Source organism: Limosilactobacillus vaginalis DSM 5837 = ATCC 49540, from assembly GCF_000159435.1.
Classification (GTDB): domain Bacteria; phylum Bacillota; class Bacilli; order Lactobacillales; family Lactobacillaceae; genus Limosilactobacillus; species Limosilactobacillus vaginalis.
The window spans coordinates 598494-617560 of record NZ_GG693412.1 but is presented as its reverse complement, the minus strand read 5'-3'; the positions used below and the strand labels follow the sequence as shown (position 1 = coordinate 617560).

Genomic DNA, 19067 nt, shown 5'->3' with positions numbered 1-19067 from the left:
CTTTTAAGTTTTATTTTTGTACTTTTCTACGTATCTTACACATTTTACCAGCATTTTACTCGTCTGAAAAGCTTTCCTCTGAATCCTGCTGGTCTAGCCAGGCTTGAACGGCATCCAGATCGAAGCCTTTGCGGTACATTGCTTGCTTAAACTTCATTTCTCGCTCATAACTTTGGTAGCGGCGATAACGGTGCCAGAGCTTCTCTGCTTGGTGAGCCAGCAGCTCTTCTTGCTGGTCAAAATCTTCTTCTGGTTCAACCTGATCCTTAATTTGGTCATAAATCGTACTAGCGTATCCTTTTGTCATTAATCCCTGACGAACCTTTTGTTCCTGACGACGAATGGGTTGGGAACGATAGCGACGAAAAAGTTTTTTGGCTAATTTGGTGGCGTTTTCTAGTTGTCGTTCAAGCGTAAATTGAGCTAACGCATCATCAATATCATTTTCACCGATCTTCTTTAACCGGAGCTTCTGCCGAATATTCCCCGGACCTTTAAGATCAGTATTCATCTCGGTGCGAACGTAACTAGCGGCATACTCATGATCATCTAACAGTTTTTGCGCACGGAGTTTTTGCAGAACCGGTTCAATAAATTCTTCTGGCGTCTCAAGATCCCGAAGTTTTTGAATTACGTCACTTTCTGTCCGCAACTGGTGAGATAAGTAGTCAAGCATCCGCGAATAGGCCCGAGCAATTTGATCAGCAGTTGTAATTTGGGCTTCGAGTTCCTGATCAATCTCCATCCCCTTCATCAACCGGAATTGAATCAACACACTCTCCGCTACCGGGAAAGCATACTTACCATCTAAGTAGACGTTGTACCTACCCTGTCTTTTTTGCGCTTCAATTTTAGTGATTTTTGCCATTTTAAAATTCCTTCTTTACAAATCCAATTCTCATTCGTTGTTAATAGGTGTAAGCAGTGGCCACTACTTATCAACCAAATTAAACCAAAGGAGAATTCATCATGAGCATGTCTCGAAAGTTCAAAGCAGCCAAAATTCAATTAACGTTAGTCGGAGAAAAGCACCCCAAGGGAGTAAAGCATGTCCTGAATAACGTTTCTGAAAATGTCAGCGAAGAACAATTCAACTTACTTAGCTCTGCCATGGAAATTCTAACCACCGAAAAAGTGATTGGCGCAGACGTGGTTAATACGCAATCAATTTCCCTCGTCTAAAGATTAGAAAGGAAGATTTAATTTATGAAAACTCTTAATTTAACTTTCAAAGGTAGCCTTGGTAAGAAACACATTCTTAAGCTAAGCTATGCAAATGATCAACTAGATGCTGAAACGGTCCGTCAGGCAATGACTAACTTAGCTAATACCCACCTGTTCTTCAAGGACGGTGAAGAGTTGTACGTTACTCCAATTGCAGCGAAGTACGTTGACACAATTCCAACTGTTCTTTTTAATGACGAAAAGAAGGCTCCCGTAACCGAATAGCGATATTCCATTTTAATAATCCTTACCTTAATAGCGAGGCTGGTTAATTCTAGTCTCGCTATTTTCTTACAATTCGTTTACGAGCATCATCATGTTCCGTTTTAATTAACTGCCAGAAGTGCTCTTTTTCTTCAAGTTTCCCATCGTGAGCTTCTTGAAGGGCTGCGTTGATCGCCGCTCCCATCATAATCAGGTAGCCAGAAAAATCCAGCCAAACCATCATCGCGATGAAAGCCCCAATTGTCTTATAACCAATCACACCATGGCTGAAAAGAACGGTATATAACCCAAACAACTTGGAAAGCCATAACCAGAAGATCGAAACAAGAAAAGCCCCAATTGCCGCAAAGCGAAGACCGACCTTAGCGTTGGGAACAAAGTAATACAACATCGTTAAAGCAATAAAAATAACGGCAAAGGTAATTGGCCATTTTAAGCTGCTGAACAGGAAGATGTAGCGCCGATTGAAGTGCAGGAATGGTTGAAGCCATTTCAGGAATTGTTCACCAACACCATATAGAAAGACGATCACGAAGATAATAATGACAACGACAATCATCCAGATGAATGAAATCACCCGATTGCTAATCGGATTTTGATTTTCAGCAATCCCGTAAGCATGGTTGACGCTTCGCTGAAAAGCAGCGATTCCCTGACTAGTCGACCAGAGAGCAATCAAGGCCCCGGTGGTCAGGACACCGCCGCTCCCCCGCTGTAAGAAGTCCAAAACCAATGGCCGGATAAAACTGTAAACCGTTGCTGGGACTAACGTTTGCAAGTAAGTAAGAACCGTATTGGCATCTAGCCCAATCATCGGTAACAAGTTCCCAATTACCAGCAGTGCCGGGAAAATTGAAAGTAACGTATAGTACGCGAGTGTCGCCGCAGAACTAGATAGTTGGGCGAGGGTAAAATGCTTAACCAGCATAGCAACTAAATTGTTTAATTTTGCTTTATTTAGCTTCCCGATCATTGCCCAACTCCTCATAAGTAATACTCGTTCATTATACATTATTTTGAATTGCGTGCGAACTGTGAGAAAAGCCGCCCCCCACTTATTAGCTATCTAATATTTCATTATGAATCATCAACGCACGGGCCCAATCTTGCGGACTGGCGATTTCTCCAGCAAATTCTGCCCGGCGTTTTCGAATACTAAACGTAAAAATTTGAAGCGGGTTAATATAGCCTTCGATTTCCTTTGTATGCAACGGTATAAAGAATTCTCTCAATCGATTATTCTTGGCATGGGTAATTGGCATGACCATTACTAGCCCGGTGAGCTTACTGTAATTAGCAGAACTCATCACAATTGCCGGGTGTCTTCCCTTAATTTCTTCACCGAGGGAAGGTTCAAAATCAATCCAAATCAGATCCTGTTTTTGGGGAAGATACTTGTTAATGTAATAATTCGTCATCCCTTACCTCACCATCAATAAAGCCAGTATCATCACCATCATAAAGATGCTTTGCAATAAATTCACTGTTCTTAAAGGGATTATTCCGTTTAGGCATATACACTATCGCCCCATTTCGATCTTGGTATACCTCATATTCCTTGTACCGTTTCTTAATGGATTTAGGAACGGTAAGAACATCCGATGTCCCCACCCGTCTGATCTTAACTGTCATTTTAACGCCCTCCGTTAATATATATTTGATATACATTATATCTCACCTCTCAATGTCTTAGAAGAAATATTGCTTATTCCCACACCATTTAAAAACGAAAGAAATCAGAAAAGATCGGAAATTAACCGAAACTTTTCTGATTTTTCAGTGCAATTTAAAGATTATCGGTGCAAAATCGACTGATTTTGCACCGATAACTTGTTTGTTGCACCGATTTAATTTTTAATACTTCGAGATAACGACTCAGAAAGCGTGCTTGCCAAGAACTTGCTAGAGCCAGTATTACTACTGCAGCATAGTTGAAACGTGTTCGACCTAACCTTCTTCGAGCTAACGACCTCCACTTCCGACGACAAGACGTCGTTCAGTGGAGAAATCGTTAGCCACCAGAAGGTTTTAACGGTCTCACACTCTCCTACTTAATAACATTCTTAACATGGTGCTTCTTAGCAGAGATCTGGTAGAAGATCAAAGCTACTGCAGCGAAGAAGACAGGACCAGCGATCGTCCAGAAAGCAGTCTCCCAATCCTTATCTAACATTGGTTGGATAAAGGTAAAGAGAATTCCGACAATCAAAATAATTTCAACGAAACAAACAATCGTATTAGTCAATGCCTTGTTCTTGAAGACAACAAATGGCCGTTCAATATCTGTCCGCTTCTTAAAGAATGGAAATGCACCAACTAAGAAGAGGTATGGGAAACAAGTGGAAACGTTGGCCATATCAGTCAAGATGGTGTAGAACCGTTGAGCGGCAGAACCACCAAAGGCAACCAAGAAGATAATAATGGAAACAACTGTAACCTGAAGCCACATTGCATTTGCAGGCATTCCCGCCTTATTAAGCTTAGTGAGCTTCTTTGGCCATAAATCAGGGTTAGAACCAAGAATAAAGGCCTTAATTGGTGAATACATCAGAACGAAAAGGGCTCCTAAGAATCCTAGTGCCTGTGAGAAGGCAACAATCCGCGTCATAGCAGCACCCCATTCGAGAGCAACCGCATGGGAGAAACCTAAGGCAGCTCCTAACTTAACCCCTAAGATATTAAAGAGAACATAGGTAGCGTTCCCCAAGTTAGTTGTTGATACCGCAAAGTCATGCTTGTAGTTAGCAAACCAACCAGCCATCAAAATCATGATGACATAGGCACCGATTGTAAAAATCGAGGCAATGATTAAGCCACGTGGGAAAGTCTTTTCAGGGTTCTTCATTGAATCAGTAACGGATCCAAGTGATTCCATACCACCATAAGCGAAGATTGCATAAACAACGAAAGAAATAATCGCAATTGGCGTCTGGAATTGTGGATTAGGTGACAGAATCAAGCTCTGAGCACCATCAAAATGTTGAGCCAAAACACCCTTGTTAATAATCAAAACAATAATAGCTGCAATCACATAAATGATATTAACAACAACGGTGAAAATCCCGCCAAGCGAACCAACTTTGGCAATCGCGGTCATGCCCCGAGAACTAAAGTAAGTACAAGCAACCATTAAGATGATTCCGAGAACACCAATAACTTCAGTTGAGGTCATCCCCCAGAAATGCCATTGTTGAGTGGTATCTTTACCGAAAATCAACGCGGAAAAGGTAATCCAAATCCGTGATGCGGTAGAAACCATCCAAACAATCCAGGAAGCTAACCAAACGAAAGTCCCGATGAAGGCCATTCGTTCACCGATTGAACCGGCAAGCCAGGAGTAAATTCCCCCTTTAGCATCCTTAAATGCAGAACCATATTCTGCCATCATTAAGCCACACGGGAAGAAGAAACAAATCCCCGCAAGCGCATACCAGATAATACTGCCATAGCCCATTTGCAAGTAGGCGTTTGATACGTTACCAAAACCAAAGATCGCAGTAATGATCATCGTCACTAGGCCAAAGGTAGTAATCATTTTTTTTTTACTACTTTGCTCATCCACAATAAAAAACCTCCATAATATAATGCAAAGATTCTTAAATAAAAATAAGAAATTATTTAATATTTTAAGTATAGTCCTCTTTATCAAAAATAAAAGTATTTTTCAAAAAATCTTATTGTTTTCTAATTTTATTTATGCATATTTACTGACTTATTCACGCATAAAATACATTATAAATAGTTATTTTCATTATTTTGTGTATATTTATGAATATAATCATTGGCGATTATGAACGCTTTATTTGAATAAATCTTAGTAAAGTTCTTCCCTCAGCTTCTCATAAATCATAAAATGGCAGATCACTAATTTTTATTTAGTAGATCTGCCATTTTATTTATGCATTATTGTGTTTTATTTATTTAATTTTAGTAGTTGCTTTATTTTCTTATGAGCGATGGACTGCAAAGCCACCGGAAGTTTTTAACGGGCTCGCACTCTAATCTATTCAAAATGACTTGCCACGTCCTTAGCAATTTCACTGTAATGCTTCAAGTACTTGGCGTAGTTGTCGTCATAGATGTACTTGGCATCGGCTTCGGGGTTTTGGGAAGTTAAGATCTTTGGCCCCTTATCGGTAACGACAAGCGTGTGTTCATATTGGCAAGACCAACCACCATCAGCAGTTTTAGCAAGCCAGCCACTTGGATCACTAGTATCAGCTTCCCAGGTTCCGGTATTAATCATTGGTTCAACGGTAATTGTCATCCCGTTCTTTAAGCGGAGACCTTGGCCGTGTTCGCCATAGTGAGGAACCATTGGATCTTCATGCATTGTTGGTTGAATCCCATGGCCAACAAATTCACGAACATCGCCATAACCATTCTCATCTTCAGTGTAGTGTTGGATAACGGCACCAATATCACCAATCCGGTTGCCAGCAACACATTGGTCAATTCCCATGAATAATGACTTCTTGGTAACATCCATCAACTTTTGAATTTCAGGCTTAACATTACCAATCCCATAACTCCAGCAGGAATCACTAAAGAAGCCATCAACACTAACAACGGTATCAATCTTAGCTAAATCGCCATCTTTAAAGATGAGTTTCTTCCGTGGGAAACCGTGACAAATTTCGTCATTAACACTGACACAGGTTGCGTATTTGTACCCTTCGAAGCCAATTTGTTCAGCCTTAGCGCCGGCAGCCTTAAAGTACTTCCGGGCAAAGTCTTCAACTTCCCAACTTGAAATTCCTGGCTTAATAAATTGCCGGATTCCAATGTGCATACTTGCAAGGGCAGCACCGGCCTTTTCCATCGCTTCAATTTCGCGTGGTGATTTTAATGTAATCATTAAATTGTCCCCTTCATTATTTTATACGTAAACTAGTATAACACTTGTCACCAAAGAAGTAGCAAAGCATGCTATACTATGAAACGTAATTTATTTTAAACGGGGGAATAAAAATGGCTAAAGCACTTGTTGTTTACGCAACCATCACCGGTAATAACGAAGACGTTGCCGATATCATTACTGAATCATTTGAGGATCAAGGTGTGGAAGTCGACGAGACGGAAATTACAATGGCTGATGTGGAAGACTTTAAGGATGTCGATATTTGTGTTGTTTGTCCTTATACCTATGATGAAGGTGCTCTTCCAGATGAGGGATTAGATTTCTATGATGACCTTCAAGAAGCCGATTTAACGGGAAAAGTTTACGGAGTTGCCGGTTCAGGCGATACTTTCTACGCTGACGATTATTGTAAAGCAGTCGACCTCTTTGGCGAAGCGTTTGAAAAAGCCCATGCGACTAAGGGTGCTGACAATGTTCACATCAACTTATCACCAGATGAAGATGATATTAAAACCCTTGATAGCTTTGTCGCAAAATTAATTGAAAAGGCGGCTAAGTAATGATTAAACAACTCTGGAGTAAGTATAAGTCCATTATTGCCTACCTGTTCTGGGGTGTTGTCACTACTGTTGTTAACTTAGCGGTCTTTCAAATTTTAAGTCCCGGTCTTCACTGGAACGTTGAAGTAGCAACCGTAATTGCATGGTTTGCCTCTGTGCTGGTAGCCTACTTCACGAATAAAGTGTGGGTCTTTGGCTCCCATTACACGACCGTTAGTGACTTTTTAGTTGAAATTCTTCGCTTCTTTTTCTACCGTGGACTGACCCTGGTAATTGATATGGTAATTACCTATGTTGGAATTCAAGTTCTCAAGTTCGATACCCCATTACAACAATTTATTGTTAAGTTTATTGATAACGTTATTGTGGTAATCGCAAATTATATTTTCTCGAAGTGGTTAATCTTTAAGGATAATCGTGGGATTGAAGATAAGTAAATATTAGCAGGCTGAATCAGGGATTGATGCAGGCTGCTATTTTTTCTTCGTTGCTTTTCATGCAAAAACGCCTAAATGCCGTCTTATATATTTAGGAGGATTGAAAGCCTCAACTCTAATAATGATGGTGGCAAATGGATTATCGTGAATCATATCTAAAGCAACTTGAGGAAAGATGGGAGCATTTGACAATTACGAATGACATTATGTTTGGGATGGTGATGGAAAATGAACAAATCTGTTTAGAACTTATTCAACGTTCCCTACCAGAACTAAACATTAAAGCAATTTCGCGAATTACTCCCAGAAACAAATTACCGGTCCAATCAGTGCACGAACAGTCCGGTTTGATGTTTTTGTCCGTGATGAAGAGCAGCGAACTTTCGTGGTTGAAATGCAAGTTGCGGATAAGCACAATCTTCCCTTTCGGCTTCGTTATTACCAACAGCAAATTGATTTCGATATTTTAAACGTTGGCGATGATTACACAAAATTAGCACAGTATCCAACCTACATAATTATGTTCTGCGATTTTGATTATTTTGGTCGCGGCTGGAGTAAATATCAGTTTGAAAATCGCTGTATTAATGATCCAAAGCTTAAGCTAGGTGATCAACGGCAAATTACGATCTTCAATGCCAAAGCTAGCCAGTTTCATGGTAATATGAAGCTAAAGGGATTCCTCAAATTAATGGGAAACCAAATTGACACAAGTGATCAGCTTGTCAAACAAGTACGGACTGAAATGAAACGGATTCGTGAAGACCCGATAAGGAGGCATGGCTTTATGAAATATGAACTTGACCTAATGGATGCACGAAGAGAAGGTAAAGAGGAAGCTCAAAAGGAAGCACAAGTCAAAGCAGTTACGATGCTAAAAGATTTGGGTTTAGAGCAAGAAAAGATTATTTCAGAATTAGCTAAAACATATAACATGAGTCATGATGAAGCCTTAAAGTTAATTCAGAAAGTTAGATAGTTATGACATAAGTACTTTTATCAAGTCCAAATACGAACAGCGCGGTATGCAAATAGGGTTCCAGTGTCCGGTATAACCGAACTCTGGAACCCTATTTGCGCTCCCTTACTTCTTACTAAGGTAATTTTCAATAATATCAAGGATCCGTTCACTAGCATGACCATCACCAAACGGGTTTTCTGCCTGATCCATTTTTTTATAGGCTTTATGATCGTTCAAAAGTGTAAAGACAGCCTGTTGAATACTTGTTGGATCAGTACCAACAACTTTAACGGCACCAACATCGACGGCTTCCTGTCGTTCTGTTTTTTCTCGCAGAAGCAAAACCGGTTTATGAATAGCTGGCGCTTCCTCTTGAATCCCACCAGAATCAGTCACAATAAAGTCACACCGTGCAGCAAGATTTAAGAAATCGCCATGATTAAGCGGCTGAATTAAATGAATCCGCTCTTTATTCCCCAGTACTTCATCAGCAAGACTCATTACCTCGCTATTGGGGTAAACCGGATAAATTAAGTCAACATCCTCATTGGTCTCCACAATATCTCTCATTGTATGAAAGACCCGTTTCATTGGCGCACCAATACTTTCAACCCGTTGCATCGTTAAAATAATAATGCGGTGATCATCGGGAATATGTTCAAGGAGGTCACTCTGAAAATTAGTTGTTAATCGCTCCTTAACGGAATCAATTACCGGGTTACCGGTCACATAAATTTGTTGAGCAGAGTGGTGTTCACTTAACAAATTATCCCGAGCCCGAGTTGTTGGGGCAAAGTAAAGGTCAGCTAAATTATCTGTAATCCGCCGGTGCATTTCGTCTGGAAATGGTAGGTACTTGTCATAAGTACGCAATCCCGCCTCAACGTGTCCTAACGGAAGATGGTTGTAAAAGCTTACTAGACTAGCAGCTAAACTAGTAACTGCATCCCCCACTACTAAAAGCATATCCGGTTGGCCAGCGTTAATAACGTTATCAAGGTTATGGATTAGCTGGCTTAACTGTTCAGCATAATCAGTATTCTTTAGGCCAGAAAGATCTAAGTCAAAATCTGCCGTTAAATTCAAGAACTCCATCGTTTGTTGAAGGAGCGGGCGTCGCTGTTGGGCAGCAATGACAATTGATGGTTTCCAAGTACTTGGATCCCGTTTCATTTGCTCGATAATTGGTGCAAGCTTAATTGCTTCAGCACGCGTCCCAAATAAAAGCATAATTTTGAATGGCTTCTGCACAGTGACAACTCCTTTGCGAAAATACTATTTTAATTGTACAACATTTAATAATATCTGGGAAAATTTACTCCGGATAAACTTTATTTCCCGGGAAATAGTAGATCCAATTTCTCATGGTTAATCATTTTTACTTTCTTGCCACATATATATATTTTCGTAAGAGATACTGAACGCCTACCAATATAGTTAAAACTGACGATGCATAGCGTCCTGACATTCCCTGATGAACCAGAATCACGCTAACAATAACGGCTAAAACAAATACTCCGTAAAACAATTTAGCAAAAATTGATAATTTTTCGTCAGGCCGTTTACCACTCCGATAAAATGTGCGTCGGTTGATCCCAAGAAAAAAAGGTGTTACTAGTTCTTCATAAATCATGGCAAGAAGAAAGATTGCTACCATGCCATACCAAGCAATACTGCCTCCTTTTGTTGAATCATCAAGAAAATAACTAAGCCCAAACATTACCCAAATAAAGCCATAAGAGACACTAAACGAATTCATTGCTCTCCCTTGTTCTAAATAGTCCTTCAACTTTTGGTCCTCCCTTAATAGAGAATCAAGTGAAATTTGATAAACATTGCTAATTTTTACAAGCATATTCAAATCAGGATATGTTTTATCATGCTCCCAATTAGACACTGCTTGTCGAGTAACGAAATACTTTTCAGCTACCTCCGCTTGTGTCAAATCTAGCTCCTGTCGTCGTTCTTTAATTTGTTCGCCAAATTTCATTGGTCTCTCCTTATTTTTGGGTTAAGTATATCGAATAACAATAGACAGTACTAGCAATGATTCATTGCACCACTAAAAATAGTACAAAAAATAGGCAAGAAAACACATTGTTAAAACGTCTTTTCTTACCTCTAATTATCTACCGTTAGCTTCCAAACTTACTAAGTCTAATCGCGGGAATTAACCTTAGCCTTCGAGTCTAACTACGAACGACTCTGATGATTTCATCATCATTCGTCATTCTAGGTTAGCCAACCAGGCTCTTAAATAGGTTAATTCCCAGCTCCAACCAAATGGTCCCATCCGGAATCGAACCGGAATCGGCCGCTTAGGAGGCGGATGTACTATCCAGTTATACTATAGGACCAGACAAAGAGTATTATCGCATTTACGAACAAACTCGTAAAGCTAATTTTACTCTTTTTCATTAATTATTCAAAACACTGCCTTAATCACATCCCACTCTTACGGCGGTGCTTGAGACGAATCCCCTTATTTTTCCGATTTTTCTTATGAGGATTCTTTTTCGGCTTTGTCAGTTTACCAAGGGTGTGATGAACAGTCTTTTCGACACTTGCATTGTCATTCCACTGTTCTTTTTGCAATTGCCGACTGTTTTGCCGCCGAACTGAAACTGACTTTTGACCCTTTTGTGGTTTTTGATCCGTAATTTGGTCATTATCAATGTAAAGATGCTCCAAATGATAATCAGTTGGGGCAAGGAGCTTTTTCAAATCACGGATATCGTGATCATCACCTAAGTTAATTACCAGTCCTGGTTCACCTTGACGGCCTGTCCGCCCAACACGGTGGATATAAGTATTCGTTTCTGTTGGCAAATCAAAGTTAATAACAGCAGGAAGCTTAGGAATATCAATCCCCCGCGCAGCAACATCTGTTGTCAGTAATAACTTAATCTGGCGTTTCCGAAACATCCGCATCGCCTTTTCACGTTGCGTTTGCTTCTGTCGGCCACCCAAAGTTCCAATTGTCATATGTTCGTGACGAAGACGACTAGCGGCATAATGAAGTGTCCGGGTACTATTAAAGAATACCAAGCCACGAAAATCTTTGATACTGGTCAGCCGACGAAGGACAGCAGTCTTTTGCGCATTCGTTCGCGCATCAATATACCCGTGACGAACATTTCCCCGAGTATGGTCACTATCAGTAACATCAAGGGTTAAAATATCCCGTCCGAACATCACTGAAAGTTGCTTAAACACTGGCGATTTAGTAGCAGAAAAGAACGCTAACTGAGCGCTTAATGGCGTAGCACGCTCAATATCTTCAACAACAGCCAAAGTATCGTCACGCAGTAAGTCATCTGCCTCATCAATCACCATCGTCTGAAGATGACCAAGCTTGAGGTGCCGGTTATCCAGCATATGGAGAACTCGCCCCGGCGTACCAACAACGACATCCGGATGTTTACGAAGCTTCATTACCTGTCGGCGAAGGTTAGCACCACCTGTTAAGGCAAGGACTTTAACACCAATAATATTAGCCCATTCACGCATTACCCGGGTCGTCTGGATCGCTAATTCTTGTGATGGCGCGAGAACTAATAGCTGGGTGCCAGCCCCGGGCATAATTTTCGGAAGAAGAGGCAAAGTAAATGCCAGTGTTTTCCCTGAACCAGTAGGCGCGATACCGAGGATTGACTTGTCTTCAGCTAATGGTTTAGCAACTGCCTCTTGGATTTCAGTCGGTTGTTTAAATTGCTGATTAAATTTTTCTTGAAATTGTTCGATCAAATGTTATCCCATCCTATTCTTGATCTTTATCTGCTGGAAATTCTAGTTGAGCTGATTGACGGAGTGAGTACATTACGGAGTTAACCATTTCTGAAAGGTCCATCCAGCCCTTGTACTTCTTCATTTGTTCTTCATTATCTGGATCATTGAACAAGTCAGCAAAGTCGTTCATTTCATCTGTCATTGAATTCTTCTCTACTGGTACATCAAGTTGGTGTGCTTGCTTGTCGGTATCGTAGTACGTTACCTTTTGGGTTTCAAAAATACTATCAAAAACAAGGGTATCCTTTAAGCCATAAACTTCGGATGGCAAGTATGAGTTAGCTGTCTTCCCAAAGTTTAAGGTCACACTGAATTTGTCATAATTCAAAATGGCAACACCCTTAGCGTCAACACCTGTCTTGCATAGGGTCGGGTAGTAAACAACGGATTGTGGCTGGCCAAACATTGTCAGTGCACCATAAACTGCGTAAACACCGAGATCCATTAAAGCACCACCAGCATACTTCAGGGTAAAGATATTTGGATAAGGTTCATCCCCTGCCAAAACCTTGTCATACCGTGAGGAGTACTTCATTACAGTAATCGTTGCGCCTTGAACATAATGCTCTTTCATCTCGTCAACTTTCTTCAGCCCTTCCTTGTAGAGTGGCGTATGGATATGACGAGCAGCTTCAACTAGGCGTGCCTTCGGGTGAGCCGCCAGTAAGGATTGAATCCCGGAAAATTCACTTGGGTTTACAAATGCTGGCTTTTCAACAATCACAAACTTATCATTTTCAATTGCTAAGCGTGCTTGTTGGTAATGCAAACTATTTGGTGACGCGATGTAAACAACGTCAAAGTCACCATCTTCAAAGAATTTTTCAAGATCATCATAAAATTCTGTAGCACCATATGGCTTACCAAATTCCTTAGCCCGGTCCAGTGTCCGTGAATAGACCGCGGTTAGTTGATACTTGCCAGTAGTCTTGGCAGCATCAAGCATTTGATCCGTAATAATATGAGTTCCAATAATTCCTAACTTAAGCATTTAAGCCAACTCCCTTATCAGATATTTAACTTGTTACATTAATCATACCAATTATTGCTTGTTTTTAACAGAAATGAAATCTTTCGATCATATAATTATGTGTATAATAAGTTTGTAGAAAAATGACTTATCACATAATTGAGGAGATTGATGGAATATGAGAAAAAAGGGAATGTTACTTTTCGGCGCGGGACTAATGGCTGGGCTCTCTAGTACGTTAGGGTTCAGTCACGCGAAGAAAAGTAACACATCGGCTGCGTTACCGATATTCTATGCTGGTACTTGGCAATATTATGATCATGAACGCAACCGAACCCATATAATTACCATCTCTCCTGAATTAAAGCTGGGAATTGACAATCAAGAAATTCCCGCAACAGTTCAACTAGTTCGTGAAGATAAATTAGTTTATCTCGATAAATTTGGCTATCATATTACAATTCAAGCCAATGATCAGCGTCCAGTTTCATTAATTGATGAAGCTGATGATCAGGTCTATACAATTCAACCACTAAAATAGAGGTCATGAAAAGCTCTTGTTGCTTCATGACCTCTTTGATTTTTAAAACTATTTCTTATATTCCCGGTAGTGAGGAGCGTGATAGTGTTCCATGAAGTCAAGGATTTGGTCAAAGTCGTCACTGAAGCACATGCTATCGAGATAGGTCTTCTCGAGGAAACCTTCGTGAGACATGTGTTTAAATACTTGTTCAAGTGGTGAGTAAAAGTCATCTTGATTATAAAAGGCAACCGGCTTGGGATTTTCTCCAATCGTGATCCATGAGGCGGCCTGACTAATTTCTTCAAGTGTCCCAATACCACCAGGAAGGGCTAGCATTCCATCTGCCATTGCCATCATCTTTTCTTTCCGGTGATCCATATCAGGAACAATTTTGAGATCCTGAATTTTTTCATAAGCAGCACCACGGCTGGCAAGGGTTTCAGTAATAATGCCGTGAACGGTTCCGCCATTATCAAGGACCCCATTGGCAACGGCCCCCATTAAGCCAAATTGACCACCACCGTATACAAGATCGATTCGGTGAGCAGCCATCCACTCACCTAATTGACGAGCTGCTTCTAAATACTTTTTATCACTGCCATCTCTTGCACCGCAGTATACAGCTAATAATTTAATCATTTTCTTCCCCTCCTTGTTGCAAAATTGCAATTTGCTGTTGGATTGCGTTGGCGGCTGTTTTAACGGCTGCTTCTTCTACAGGATAGAGGTTTAATAACAGTGGATTCCCCTGACCCTTACGATTAATTAAGGTTGGAAAACTTACATATCCTTCATACTGTGGTTGATAAATTGCCAGCGGAACACTTAGTTCACCACTACCTAAAATTGCAGAAATAATTTGAATGGTCCAGACAACAACGGCACTCGCATTGTAGCCCAAGCCGTTTAGCGTATACCAATTATCCAAATCAGCGTTAATCCCTAGTTTATTTTGATCGAGATGGTGGCCGTTAATCGACTTTTCCAAATTTTGACCATTGACAGTAACTGTTGACCAAGCAAACACCTTTTCGCCATCGTGCTGACCATATACAAAGCCACTAACATTCTGTGATGATAACTGAGCAGCTTTAGCAACTGCCTGGCGCATTCGCATAGTATCAATTGTTGTCCCAATTCCCATTACTTGTTTTGGTGGTAAAGCAAGTTGCTGCTGAAGGTAAGCCGTAATTGCTTCATTGGGATCACTAATATTTAAGACAATTCCGGAAAAGCCGCTTTGCTTAACTCGTGGTGCGATCTCCTCAACAGCTTGCCCATTCCTTGTTAACTCAGCCATCTGATGCTCTTTAAGAAGCTGACTATCACCAAATGCTGTTATCAAAATATCCGCATTTTTTAAGGCTGCGTAGTCCTGAATAGTGATTGTGGTACTTGTCATTAAGGCGGTTTGGGCATTTTCTAAATCGGCTTTCAAGCCAACAGCCAAATCATCATCTTGATCGATTAAGACTAACTGATCTACTTTGTCGGTTGTTACTAGATCATGTGCCAATAGTCGTCCAACATGTCCCAGACCAATAATTCCAATTTTCCGCATCTTACGCTCCTCCTTAACCAAAAACGAGGCACCACAAGGAATTGTGAGGCCCCATTATTCATTAATAATATCTAATTTATTGTTGTTCTTGGAACTTAATTGCTTCAGGGAATGTATCTAAGATGTACTTACGTGGACCATCTGGGAAATCAAATTCTCCTTGAGCTTCATAAGTTTCATCATGATCGCCAACCGTCAATGTGACACCATCATCATCAAATGAAACATTTACTCCCAATTCAATGGCCGCTTTGATCAAACGCTGCGTATCATCAGAATACTCATTGCTAATTGCCTGAAGCGGGTGAGACATGTTCATATTAGCAGTAAAACGATCATTAGCCAGCTTTAAGCCGAACGAAAGTAAATTACCGTTTTCAATCTGATCAGCCAATTGACCGCTAATCGTCAACGCTGGATCGTCAACCCGACGTTGAACAAATTTAAGAGCTAACCGATACTCACGTGGTGCATTAAATTCATCAACCAAATCCTGCAATTCAGCAATAATCTTAATAGCGGCCTCGTGCATTTCTGGAGTTTGTTCTTTTGGCTTTTGAAGTGCTACCTCATTATTAAGCTTTCGTGCTGTTGCTAGTTTTTCTGGTAAATTATCCGGAAGCGGCTTAACTAACGTATTAATCATTAACAATTCAAGGAAATTAATCGTATCGTCACTAACTCCTGTCCGAGAAAGCGGATCAAGATCAAACGAACGGAATTCAAGATAATTAATACCCTTAGTCAACATCCCCTGTAAATCACCAACGTCTTGGTTATGACGCCGACAACGAACAGGACCGAAGAATTCCTTAATGCTGTAATAAGTACCATCATCCAAGAATTGCTGTAGCTTAGAAAAATGTTCTTCTAATGAATTATAGCTAACTTGTTCATTAGGCAAGTTATCATCACCATAATCACTACACCGCAAACTACGAACCGGTAACTCAAGGTGTTCCGGTACATTCACATCTTCAGAAACTGGGCTTGCACCGTAAAGGTAAGTGAATAGCCATTGATAAAGGACAAAGCACTGTGCCATCTTAAAATACAGATGATTTTGAAAATCAACAAGTGAATGATACTCATCCTTATAGAATTGTTCGTATAAGGCTTTCAAAAGTTCCTTGTTAAGGCTGAAATTAACATGGACATCACCCAACAATTCCTGGGTAATTCCGTATTTTTTGCCTAGGTAATCGTGGTTTGCTTGGTCCCAAGACTTGGTATTGGCAGTCATTAGGTAGTCTAAATCATGATTATAGACAGGCGCTGGAGCAAGGCTGAGTGGCCATAGTCGTTCATCCTCATGAAGTTGGCCAACCATAATCTGTTCAAGCATCTTCAACTGACGAACAGCATTCTTACTTCCGACAACTGGTGACGTTTCAAAGTCAATCATGTTGTCAGTAAAGCCAGAATTCAAATACAAGTTATGACGACGAGAACGGAGCGCCTCTGGATAAGGGTACCGACTTGCTCGACCGTTAGTTAATACCCGGTGCTTCTTTGCCTCTAGTCCAAACTCTGACGCAAATAGTTTTGCATTTAACTCTGGCTCGCTTAATGCTTGACGAATTACGGCATATCGATCAGCCATTCAAATCACCTCATTTCTCATATACCATACACAATAACACTTTGGATACTGAATTAGCAACCTCAAAAGCGAAGTGACAATAATCAAATAATTGCGCAAAAGACAACTGAATTAACGGTTGCTTACTGAAATGCTTTGAGATGCTAAAGTGCTTTATTTTGTAATGTAATTGAGCAGTTTGAACATTACCTGCTTATTCTCTGCTGGAACATCGTGGTTAATAATTTCAGCAGCTGTTTGATGAAGGTCATTATTTTCAAGCGGGTACTGATTATCGTTAATTGCAATCTCACGAACATTGTCCTTCATTGGTTCAAAGTGAAATTGCAGGCCGATAACGTTGTCGTGATAAAGGAAGCCTTGATTTTCATTTAAATCACTACTAAAAAGCAGCTTAGCATCATCAGGAATCTCAAACATGTCCTGGTGCCAATGCAAAGCAGTTAGCTTTTCTGGAATGCCTGGAATTGCGTCGTTTTGCCGATAAACTGGTGCCCAGCCAACTTCTTTATGCGGAGCTTGACTAACTTGGTAGCCAAGCGCTTTAACAATCTGTTGTGCTCCTAAGCAAGCACCAAAGATTGGTTTACGTTCATCAATCAAAGTCCTAATTAATTCTCGTTCTTCTTCTAACCACGGAAAGTCATCATTAGGACTCATTGGACCACCAAGAACAACCAGCATATCAGTCTCAGCTGCAGTTGGTAAATTGCCAAATTGATCCGGGTGATAAACATACATTTCATTGTTATTTGCATGAATCCAATCCCGAATTGATCCGGGTCCTTCATTGGACGTATGCTGCAAGATATTTACTCTCATTACCTAATACTCCTATTTTTATTTACTCCCCAACGTACTCCTACTTAGTCACTAGAATTTTAATGTTATTCAGATCAGGTGTCAATAAAAGCGAGCGACAATGAGAAGTTATTTTAATATCAATGAAAACTAAAGATCTACTATTTGAATAGTGGTACCGATCTTTTTCAAAAGTGCCAGTAAATCAGTGGTTTTCAATATAACAGTCTGGGTATTGGTATTTGGATGGACTCCAATTAACTCATTCATTTTAAGAACTTCTTGCGTAATAATTAGCGATACCTGATGCTGTCGATCATTAAAGAGGTTAAAGGGTGACACCATCCCCGGAGTTACGTTTAGGATCTGACTCATTTCATCTGAGGAAGCAAATGATAATCGGGATGATCCAACTGCCTGACGAAAGCTTTTTTCATCGAAGCGCTTATCTTCTGGAAGAATATATAGGAAATAATTTTTCCGATTATGGGTATGAAGAAAGAGATTCTTTGTCCTTGCAAACGAGTAGTTTTGTACATATTGATCCGCTTCATCCGTCGTAAAAACGGCTGGATGATGAACTACCTGGTATTCAATTTTATTATCATTTAGCAATTGATAAATTTGCTGTGGAGTCATATTATTCTCCTTATTAAATGCACTTATAAATAAAGCCACGAACAGTCATTATGGATTAGAGTTCGCAGCTTCGTTTGGATATTTTCAGTTGGTTTTATATTATTTGTTAGCAATCATGAGTACCGCTGTATTCCGTCTTAAGCGGCTCATTAATTTCTACCACTTCAACGTTATCAGTTAAGATTTTGGTTGGGCTAACCAGTGGCATCGTAAAATGCTTTGGATCAAAGCGAAGTTCCATTTGGTCTTCAAATTGAGCACTAGCATACCATTCGCTCTTAATCCGAATGTCACCAATATTGGAACTAACAATCTCATCAAAATCAGGTAGCTTAACATCGCGGTTAACAAAAATTAACCGGTAGTTAGCATCTAAGTTACAATTGCCGATTGCAGAAAATGGACCTACCCCATCATCAAAGTCCAAGACAATTTGCTTATCAGGGCTCATGTACTTTCTGAGTCGATCCATTGCCGCAGCAGTTACGGTTAATTTTTTCATAAGCAACTCCCCTTTAAGTGATATTGTAATTATTATTTTACTCACTTTTTATAAGAGATAAAGGAAGATGCTCACGAAACTTTACTTTACCTTTTTATTCTTATCAATCCGGTTAACAGTTAACGGATACTTAGCATCTAATTTAGGACCAATTTTCTTAATCACAATCTCTCTTTTTAGCGGGGCAAAGATCATCCAGCCACCAATCCATAGCACACCAAGGATTGAGGACAAAGCATTACTGTGAATTAATGGGAAAAGGCATCCCCAAATCATCATAACGACAATAAAACAGGCATTGTAGATACTCTTAAATGTATGGTACTCTTCGTGTCGCTGATAAAGCTGTGATTGTAACTGTTCATCAGCTGATTGGATCTTTTCCTTTTGCTGATTAGATTGGGTCGGCGG

General features: G+C 40.2%; 22 protein-coding genes, 1 tRNA gene and 1 pseudogene. 6 read left to right on the top strand and 18 right to left on the bottom strand.

What is annotated here, in order from left to right; all coding sequences use genetic code 11:
• Window positions 1-55 precede the first annotated feature (55 nt).
• On the bottom strand, window positions 56-868 hold the full coding sequence (recX, locus tag HMPREF0549_RS02830; protein ID WP_003716752.1) for a recombination regulator RecX: 813 nt from the start codon (window positions 866-868) through the stop codon (window positions 56-58).
• Between the two features lie 101 nt (window positions 869-969).
• Between recX and HMPREF0549_RS02825 the strand changes: the two genes are divergently transcribed.
• Together HMPREF0549_RS02825 and HMPREF0549_RS02820 are read left to right on the top strand one after the other, a co-directional pair.
• The gene (locus tag HMPREF0549_RS02825) at window positions 970-1182 is read left to right on the top strand and encodes a hypothetical protein (protein WP_003716751.1); all 213 of its coding nucleotides are present in this window, start codon (window positions 970-972) and stop codon (window positions 1180-1182) included.
• Window positions 1183-1206: 24 nt separating this feature from the next.
• A complete protein-coding gene (locus HMPREF0549_RS02820) occupies window positions 1207-1449 on the top strand; it encodes a DUF2922 domain-containing protein (RefSeq protein WP_003716750.1) in 243 nt (80 codons plus the stop codon).
• A 58-nt stretch (window positions 1450-1507) separates the two neighbouring features.
• Here HMPREF0549_RS02820 and HMPREF0549_RS02815 read toward each other — a convergent pair whose 3' ends face one another.
• The 5 genes from HMPREF0549_RS02815 to map all read right to left on the bottom strand — a co-directional run bounded on the left by HMPREF0549_RS02815 (window position 1508) and on the right by map (window position 6307).
• Window positions 1508-2437, bottom strand: a complete 930-nt coding sequence (locus tag HMPREF0549_RS02815; protein ID WP_373878833.1) for a YihY/virulence factor BrkB family protein — start codon at window positions 2435-2437, stop codon at window positions 1508-1510.
• Between the two features lie 70 nt (window positions 2438-2507).
• The gene (locus HMPREF0549_RS02810; RefSeq protein WP_003716748.1) at window positions 2508-2867 is read right to left on the bottom strand and encodes a type II toxin-antitoxin system PemK/MazF family toxin; all 360 of its coding nucleotides are present in this window, start codon (window positions 2865-2867) and stop codon (window positions 2508-2510) included.
• On the bottom strand, window positions 2848-3081 hold the full coding sequence (locus tag HMPREF0549_RS02805) for a hypothetical protein (RefSeq protein WP_050754849.1): 234 nt from the start codon (window positions 3079-3081) through the stop codon (window positions 2848-2850). Before HMPREF0549_RS02805 ends, HMPREF0549_RS02810 begins: the two co-directional genes overlap by 20 nt.
• A gap of 415 nt (window positions 3082-3496) precedes the next feature.
• Window positions 3497-5011, bottom strand: coding sequence for a glutamate/gamma-aminobutyrate family transporter YjeM (gene yjeM, locus HMPREF0549_RS02800; protein WP_040530852.1), 1515 nt, complete (start codon window positions 5009-5011; stop codon window positions 3497-3499).
• A gap of 441 nt (window positions 5012-5452) precedes the next feature.
• A complete protein-coding gene (gene map / locus HMPREF0549_RS02795) occupies window positions 5453-6307 on the bottom strand; it encodes a type I methionyl aminopeptidase (RefSeq protein WP_003716745.1) in 855 nt (284 codons plus the stop codon).
• A gap of 113 nt (window positions 6308-6420) precedes the next feature.
• Here map and HMPREF0549_RS02790 point away from each other — a divergent pair, with 113 nt between their 5' ends.
• From HMPREF0549_RS02790 to HMPREF0549_RS09300, 3 genes are all read left to right on the top strand, one after another.
• On the top strand, window positions 6421-6870 hold the full coding sequence (locus tag HMPREF0549_RS02790) for a flavodoxin (RefSeq protein WP_003716744.1): 450 nt from the start codon (window positions 6421-6423) through the stop codon (window positions 6868-6870).
• Window positions 6870-7307, top strand: coding sequence for a GtrA family protein (locus HMPREF0549_RS02785; protein ID WP_003716743.1), 438 nt, complete (start codon window positions 6870-6872; stop codon window positions 7305-7307). Before HMPREF0549_RS02790 ends, HMPREF0549_RS02785 begins: the two co-directional genes overlap by 1 nt.
• 385 nt (window positions 7308-7692) lie before the next feature.
• The gene (locus tag HMPREF0549_RS09300; protein WP_003716742.1) at window positions 7693-8286 is read left to right on the top strand and encodes an Rpn family recombination-promoting nuclease/putative transposase; all 594 of its coding nucleotides are present in this window, start codon (window positions 7693-7695) and stop codon (window positions 8284-8286) included.
• Window positions 8287-8391: 105 nt separating this feature from the next.
• On the opposite strand, the gene wecB is transcribed toward HMPREF0549_RS09300, so the two are convergent.
• The 5 genes from wecB to HMPREF0549_RS02755 form a co-directional block, all read right to left on the bottom strand.
• Window positions 8392-9519, bottom strand: a complete 1128-nt coding sequence (gene wecB / locus HMPREF0549_RS02775; protein ID WP_003716741.1) for a non-hydrolyzing UDP-N-acetylglucosamine 2-epimerase — start codon at window positions 9517-9519, stop codon at window positions 8392-8394.
• Between the two features lie 127 nt (window positions 9520-9646).
• Window positions 9647-10258, bottom strand: a complete 612-nt coding sequence (locus HMPREF0549_RS09455) for a helix-turn-helix domain-containing protein (protein ID WP_003716740.1) — start codon at window positions 10256-10258, stop codon at window positions 9647-9649.
• Between the two features lie 294 nt (window positions 10259-10552).
• Window positions 10553-10625, bottom strand: a tRNA-Arg gene (locus tag HMPREF0549_RS02765).
• Window positions 10626-10710: 85 nt separating this feature from the next.
• Window positions 10711-12015, bottom strand: a complete 1305-nt coding sequence (locus tag HMPREF0549_RS02760; protein ID WP_003716739.1) for a DEAD/DEAH box helicase — start codon at window positions 12013-12015, stop codon at window positions 10711-10713.
• Window positions 12016-12028: 13 nt separating this feature from the next.
• Window positions 12029-13048, bottom strand: coding sequence for a Gfo/Idh/MocA family protein (locus tag HMPREF0549_RS02755; RefSeq protein WP_003716738.1), 1020 nt, complete (start codon window positions 13046-13048; stop codon window positions 12029-12031).
• A gap of 157 nt (window positions 13049-13205) precedes the next feature.
• Here HMPREF0549_RS02755 and HMPREF0549_RS02750 point away from each other — a divergent pair, with 157 nt between their 5' ends.
• Window positions 13206-13568, top strand: a complete 363-nt coding sequence (locus HMPREF0549_RS02750; protein WP_003716737.1) for a DUF4828 domain-containing protein — start codon at window positions 13206-13208, stop codon at window positions 13566-13568.
• 48 nt (window positions 13569-13616) lie between these two features.
• On the opposite strand, the gene HMPREF0549_RS02745 is transcribed toward HMPREF0549_RS02750, so the two are convergent.
• From HMPREF0549_RS02745 to HMPREF0549_RS10090, 7 genes and pseudogenes are all read right to left on the bottom strand, one after another.
• A complete protein-coding gene (locus tag HMPREF0549_RS02745) occupies window positions 13617-14189 on the bottom strand; it encodes an LOG family protein (RefSeq protein WP_003716736.1) in 573 nt (190 codons plus the stop codon).
• Window positions 14182-15111: a lactate/malate family dehydrogenase gene (locus tag HMPREF0549_RS02740; protein ID WP_003716735.1), complete on the bottom strand. Its 930-nt coding sequence runs from the start codon at window positions 15109-15111 to the stop codon at window positions 14182-14184. The genes HMPREF0549_RS02745 and HMPREF0549_RS02740 overlap by 8 nt, the downstream gene beginning before the upstream one ends.
• Before the next feature lie 76 nt (window positions 15112-15187).
• Entirely contained in the window at window positions 15188-16714 is a 1527-nt protein-coding gene (locus tag HMPREF0549_RS02735; RefSeq protein WP_003716734.1) for a glutamate--cysteine ligase, read from the bottom strand.
• Between the two features lie 153 nt (window positions 16715-16867).
• Window positions 16868-17536, bottom strand: coding sequence for a type 1 glutamine amidotransferase (locus HMPREF0549_RS02730; protein ID WP_003716733.1), 669 nt, complete (start codon window positions 17534-17536; stop codon window positions 16868-16870).
• 129 nt (window positions 17537-17665) lie between these two features.
• Entirely contained in the window at window positions 17666-18154 is a 489-nt protein-coding gene (locus HMPREF0549_RS02725) for a prolyl-tRNA synthetase associated domain-containing protein (RefSeq protein ID WP_040530849.1), read from the bottom strand.
• A 106-nt stretch (window positions 18155-18260) separates the two neighbouring features.
• Window positions 18261-18656, bottom strand: a complete 396-nt coding sequence (locus HMPREF0549_RS02720) for an iron-sulfur cluster biosynthesis family protein (protein WP_040530846.1) — start codon at window positions 18654-18656, stop codon at window positions 18261-18263.
• A gap of 81 nt (window positions 18657-18737) precedes the next feature.
• Window positions 18738-19067: pseudogene (locus HMPREF0549_RS10090) on the bottom strand (DNA-binding protein); the annotation flags it as partial.

Excerpts from the sequence above, each read along its gene's own strand:
- HMPREF0549_RS02730 (WP_003716733.1), bottom strand. The coding sequence starts at position 17,536 with ATGAGAGTAAATATCTTGCAGCATACGTCCAATGAAGGACCCGGATCA.
- HMPREF0549_RS02735 (WP_003716734.1), bottom strand. The coding sequence starts at position 16,714 with ATGGCTGATCGATATGCCGTAATTCGTCAAGCATTAAGCGAGCCAGAG.
- recX (WP_003716752.1), bottom strand. The coding sequence starts at position 868 with ATGGCAAAAATCACTAAAATTGAAGCGCAAAAAAGACAGGGTAGGTAC.
- HMPREF0549_RS02720 (WP_040530846.1), bottom strand. The coding sequence starts at position 18,656 with ATGAAAAAATTAACCGTAACTGCTGCGGCAATGGATCGACTCAGAAAG.
- HMPREF0549_RS02790 (WP_003716744.1), top strand. The coding sequence starts at position 6,421 with ATGGCTAAAGCACTTGTTGTTTACGCAACCATCACCGGTAATAACGAA.
- HMPREF0549_RS02825 (WP_003716751.1), top strand. The coding sequence starts at position 970 with ATGAGCATGTCTCGAAAGTTCAAAGCAGCCAAAATTCAATTAACGTTA.
- HMPREF0549_RS02805 (WP_050754849.1), bottom strand. The coding sequence starts at position 3,081 with ATGACAGTTAAGATCAGACGGGTGGGGACATCGGATGTTCTTACCGTT.
- map (WP_003716745.1), bottom strand. The coding sequence starts at position 6,307 with ATGATTACATTAAAATCACCACGCGAAATTGAAGCGATGGAAAAGGCC.
- HMPREF0549_RS02725 (WP_040530849.1), bottom strand. The coding sequence starts at position 18,154 with ATGACTCCACAGCAAATTTATCAATTGCTAAATGATAATAAAATTGAA.
- HMPREF0549_RS02815 (WP_373878833.1), bottom strand. The coding sequence starts at position 2,437 with ATGAGGAGTTGGGCAATGATCGGGAAGCTAAATAAAGCAAAATTAAAC.
- HMPREF0549_RS09455 (WP_003716740.1), bottom strand. The coding sequence starts at position 10,258 with ATGAAATTTGGCGAACAAATTAAAGAACGACGACAGGAGCTAGATTTG.
- HMPREF0549_RS02740 (WP_003716735.1), bottom strand. The coding sequence starts at position 15,111 with ATGCGGAAAATTGGAATTATTGGTCTGGGACATGTTGGACGACTATTG.
- HMPREF0549_RS02750 (WP_003716737.1), top strand. The coding sequence starts at position 13,206 with ATGAGAAAAAAGGGAATGTTACTTTTCGGCGCGGGACTAATGGCTGGG.
- HMPREF0549_RS02745 (WP_003716736.1), bottom strand. The coding sequence starts at position 14,189 with ATGATTAAATTATTAGCTGTATACTGCGGTGCAAGAGATGGCAGTGAT.
- HMPREF0549_RS02755 (WP_003716738.1), bottom strand. The coding sequence starts at position 13,048 with ATGCTTAAGTTAGGAATTATTGGAACTCATATTATTACGGATCAAATG.
- HMPREF0549_RS02820 (WP_003716750.1), top strand. The coding sequence starts at position 1,207 with ATGAAAACTCTTAATTTAACTTTCAAAGGTAGCCTTGGTAAGAAACAC.
- HMPREF0549_RS02810 (WP_003716748.1), bottom strand. The coding sequence starts at position 2,867 with ATGACGAATTATTACATTAACAAGTATCTTCCCCAAAAACAGGATCTG.
- HMPREF0549_RS02785 (WP_003716743.1), top strand. The coding sequence starts at position 6,870 with ATGATTAAACAACTCTGGAGTAAGTATAAGTCCATTATTGCCTACCTG.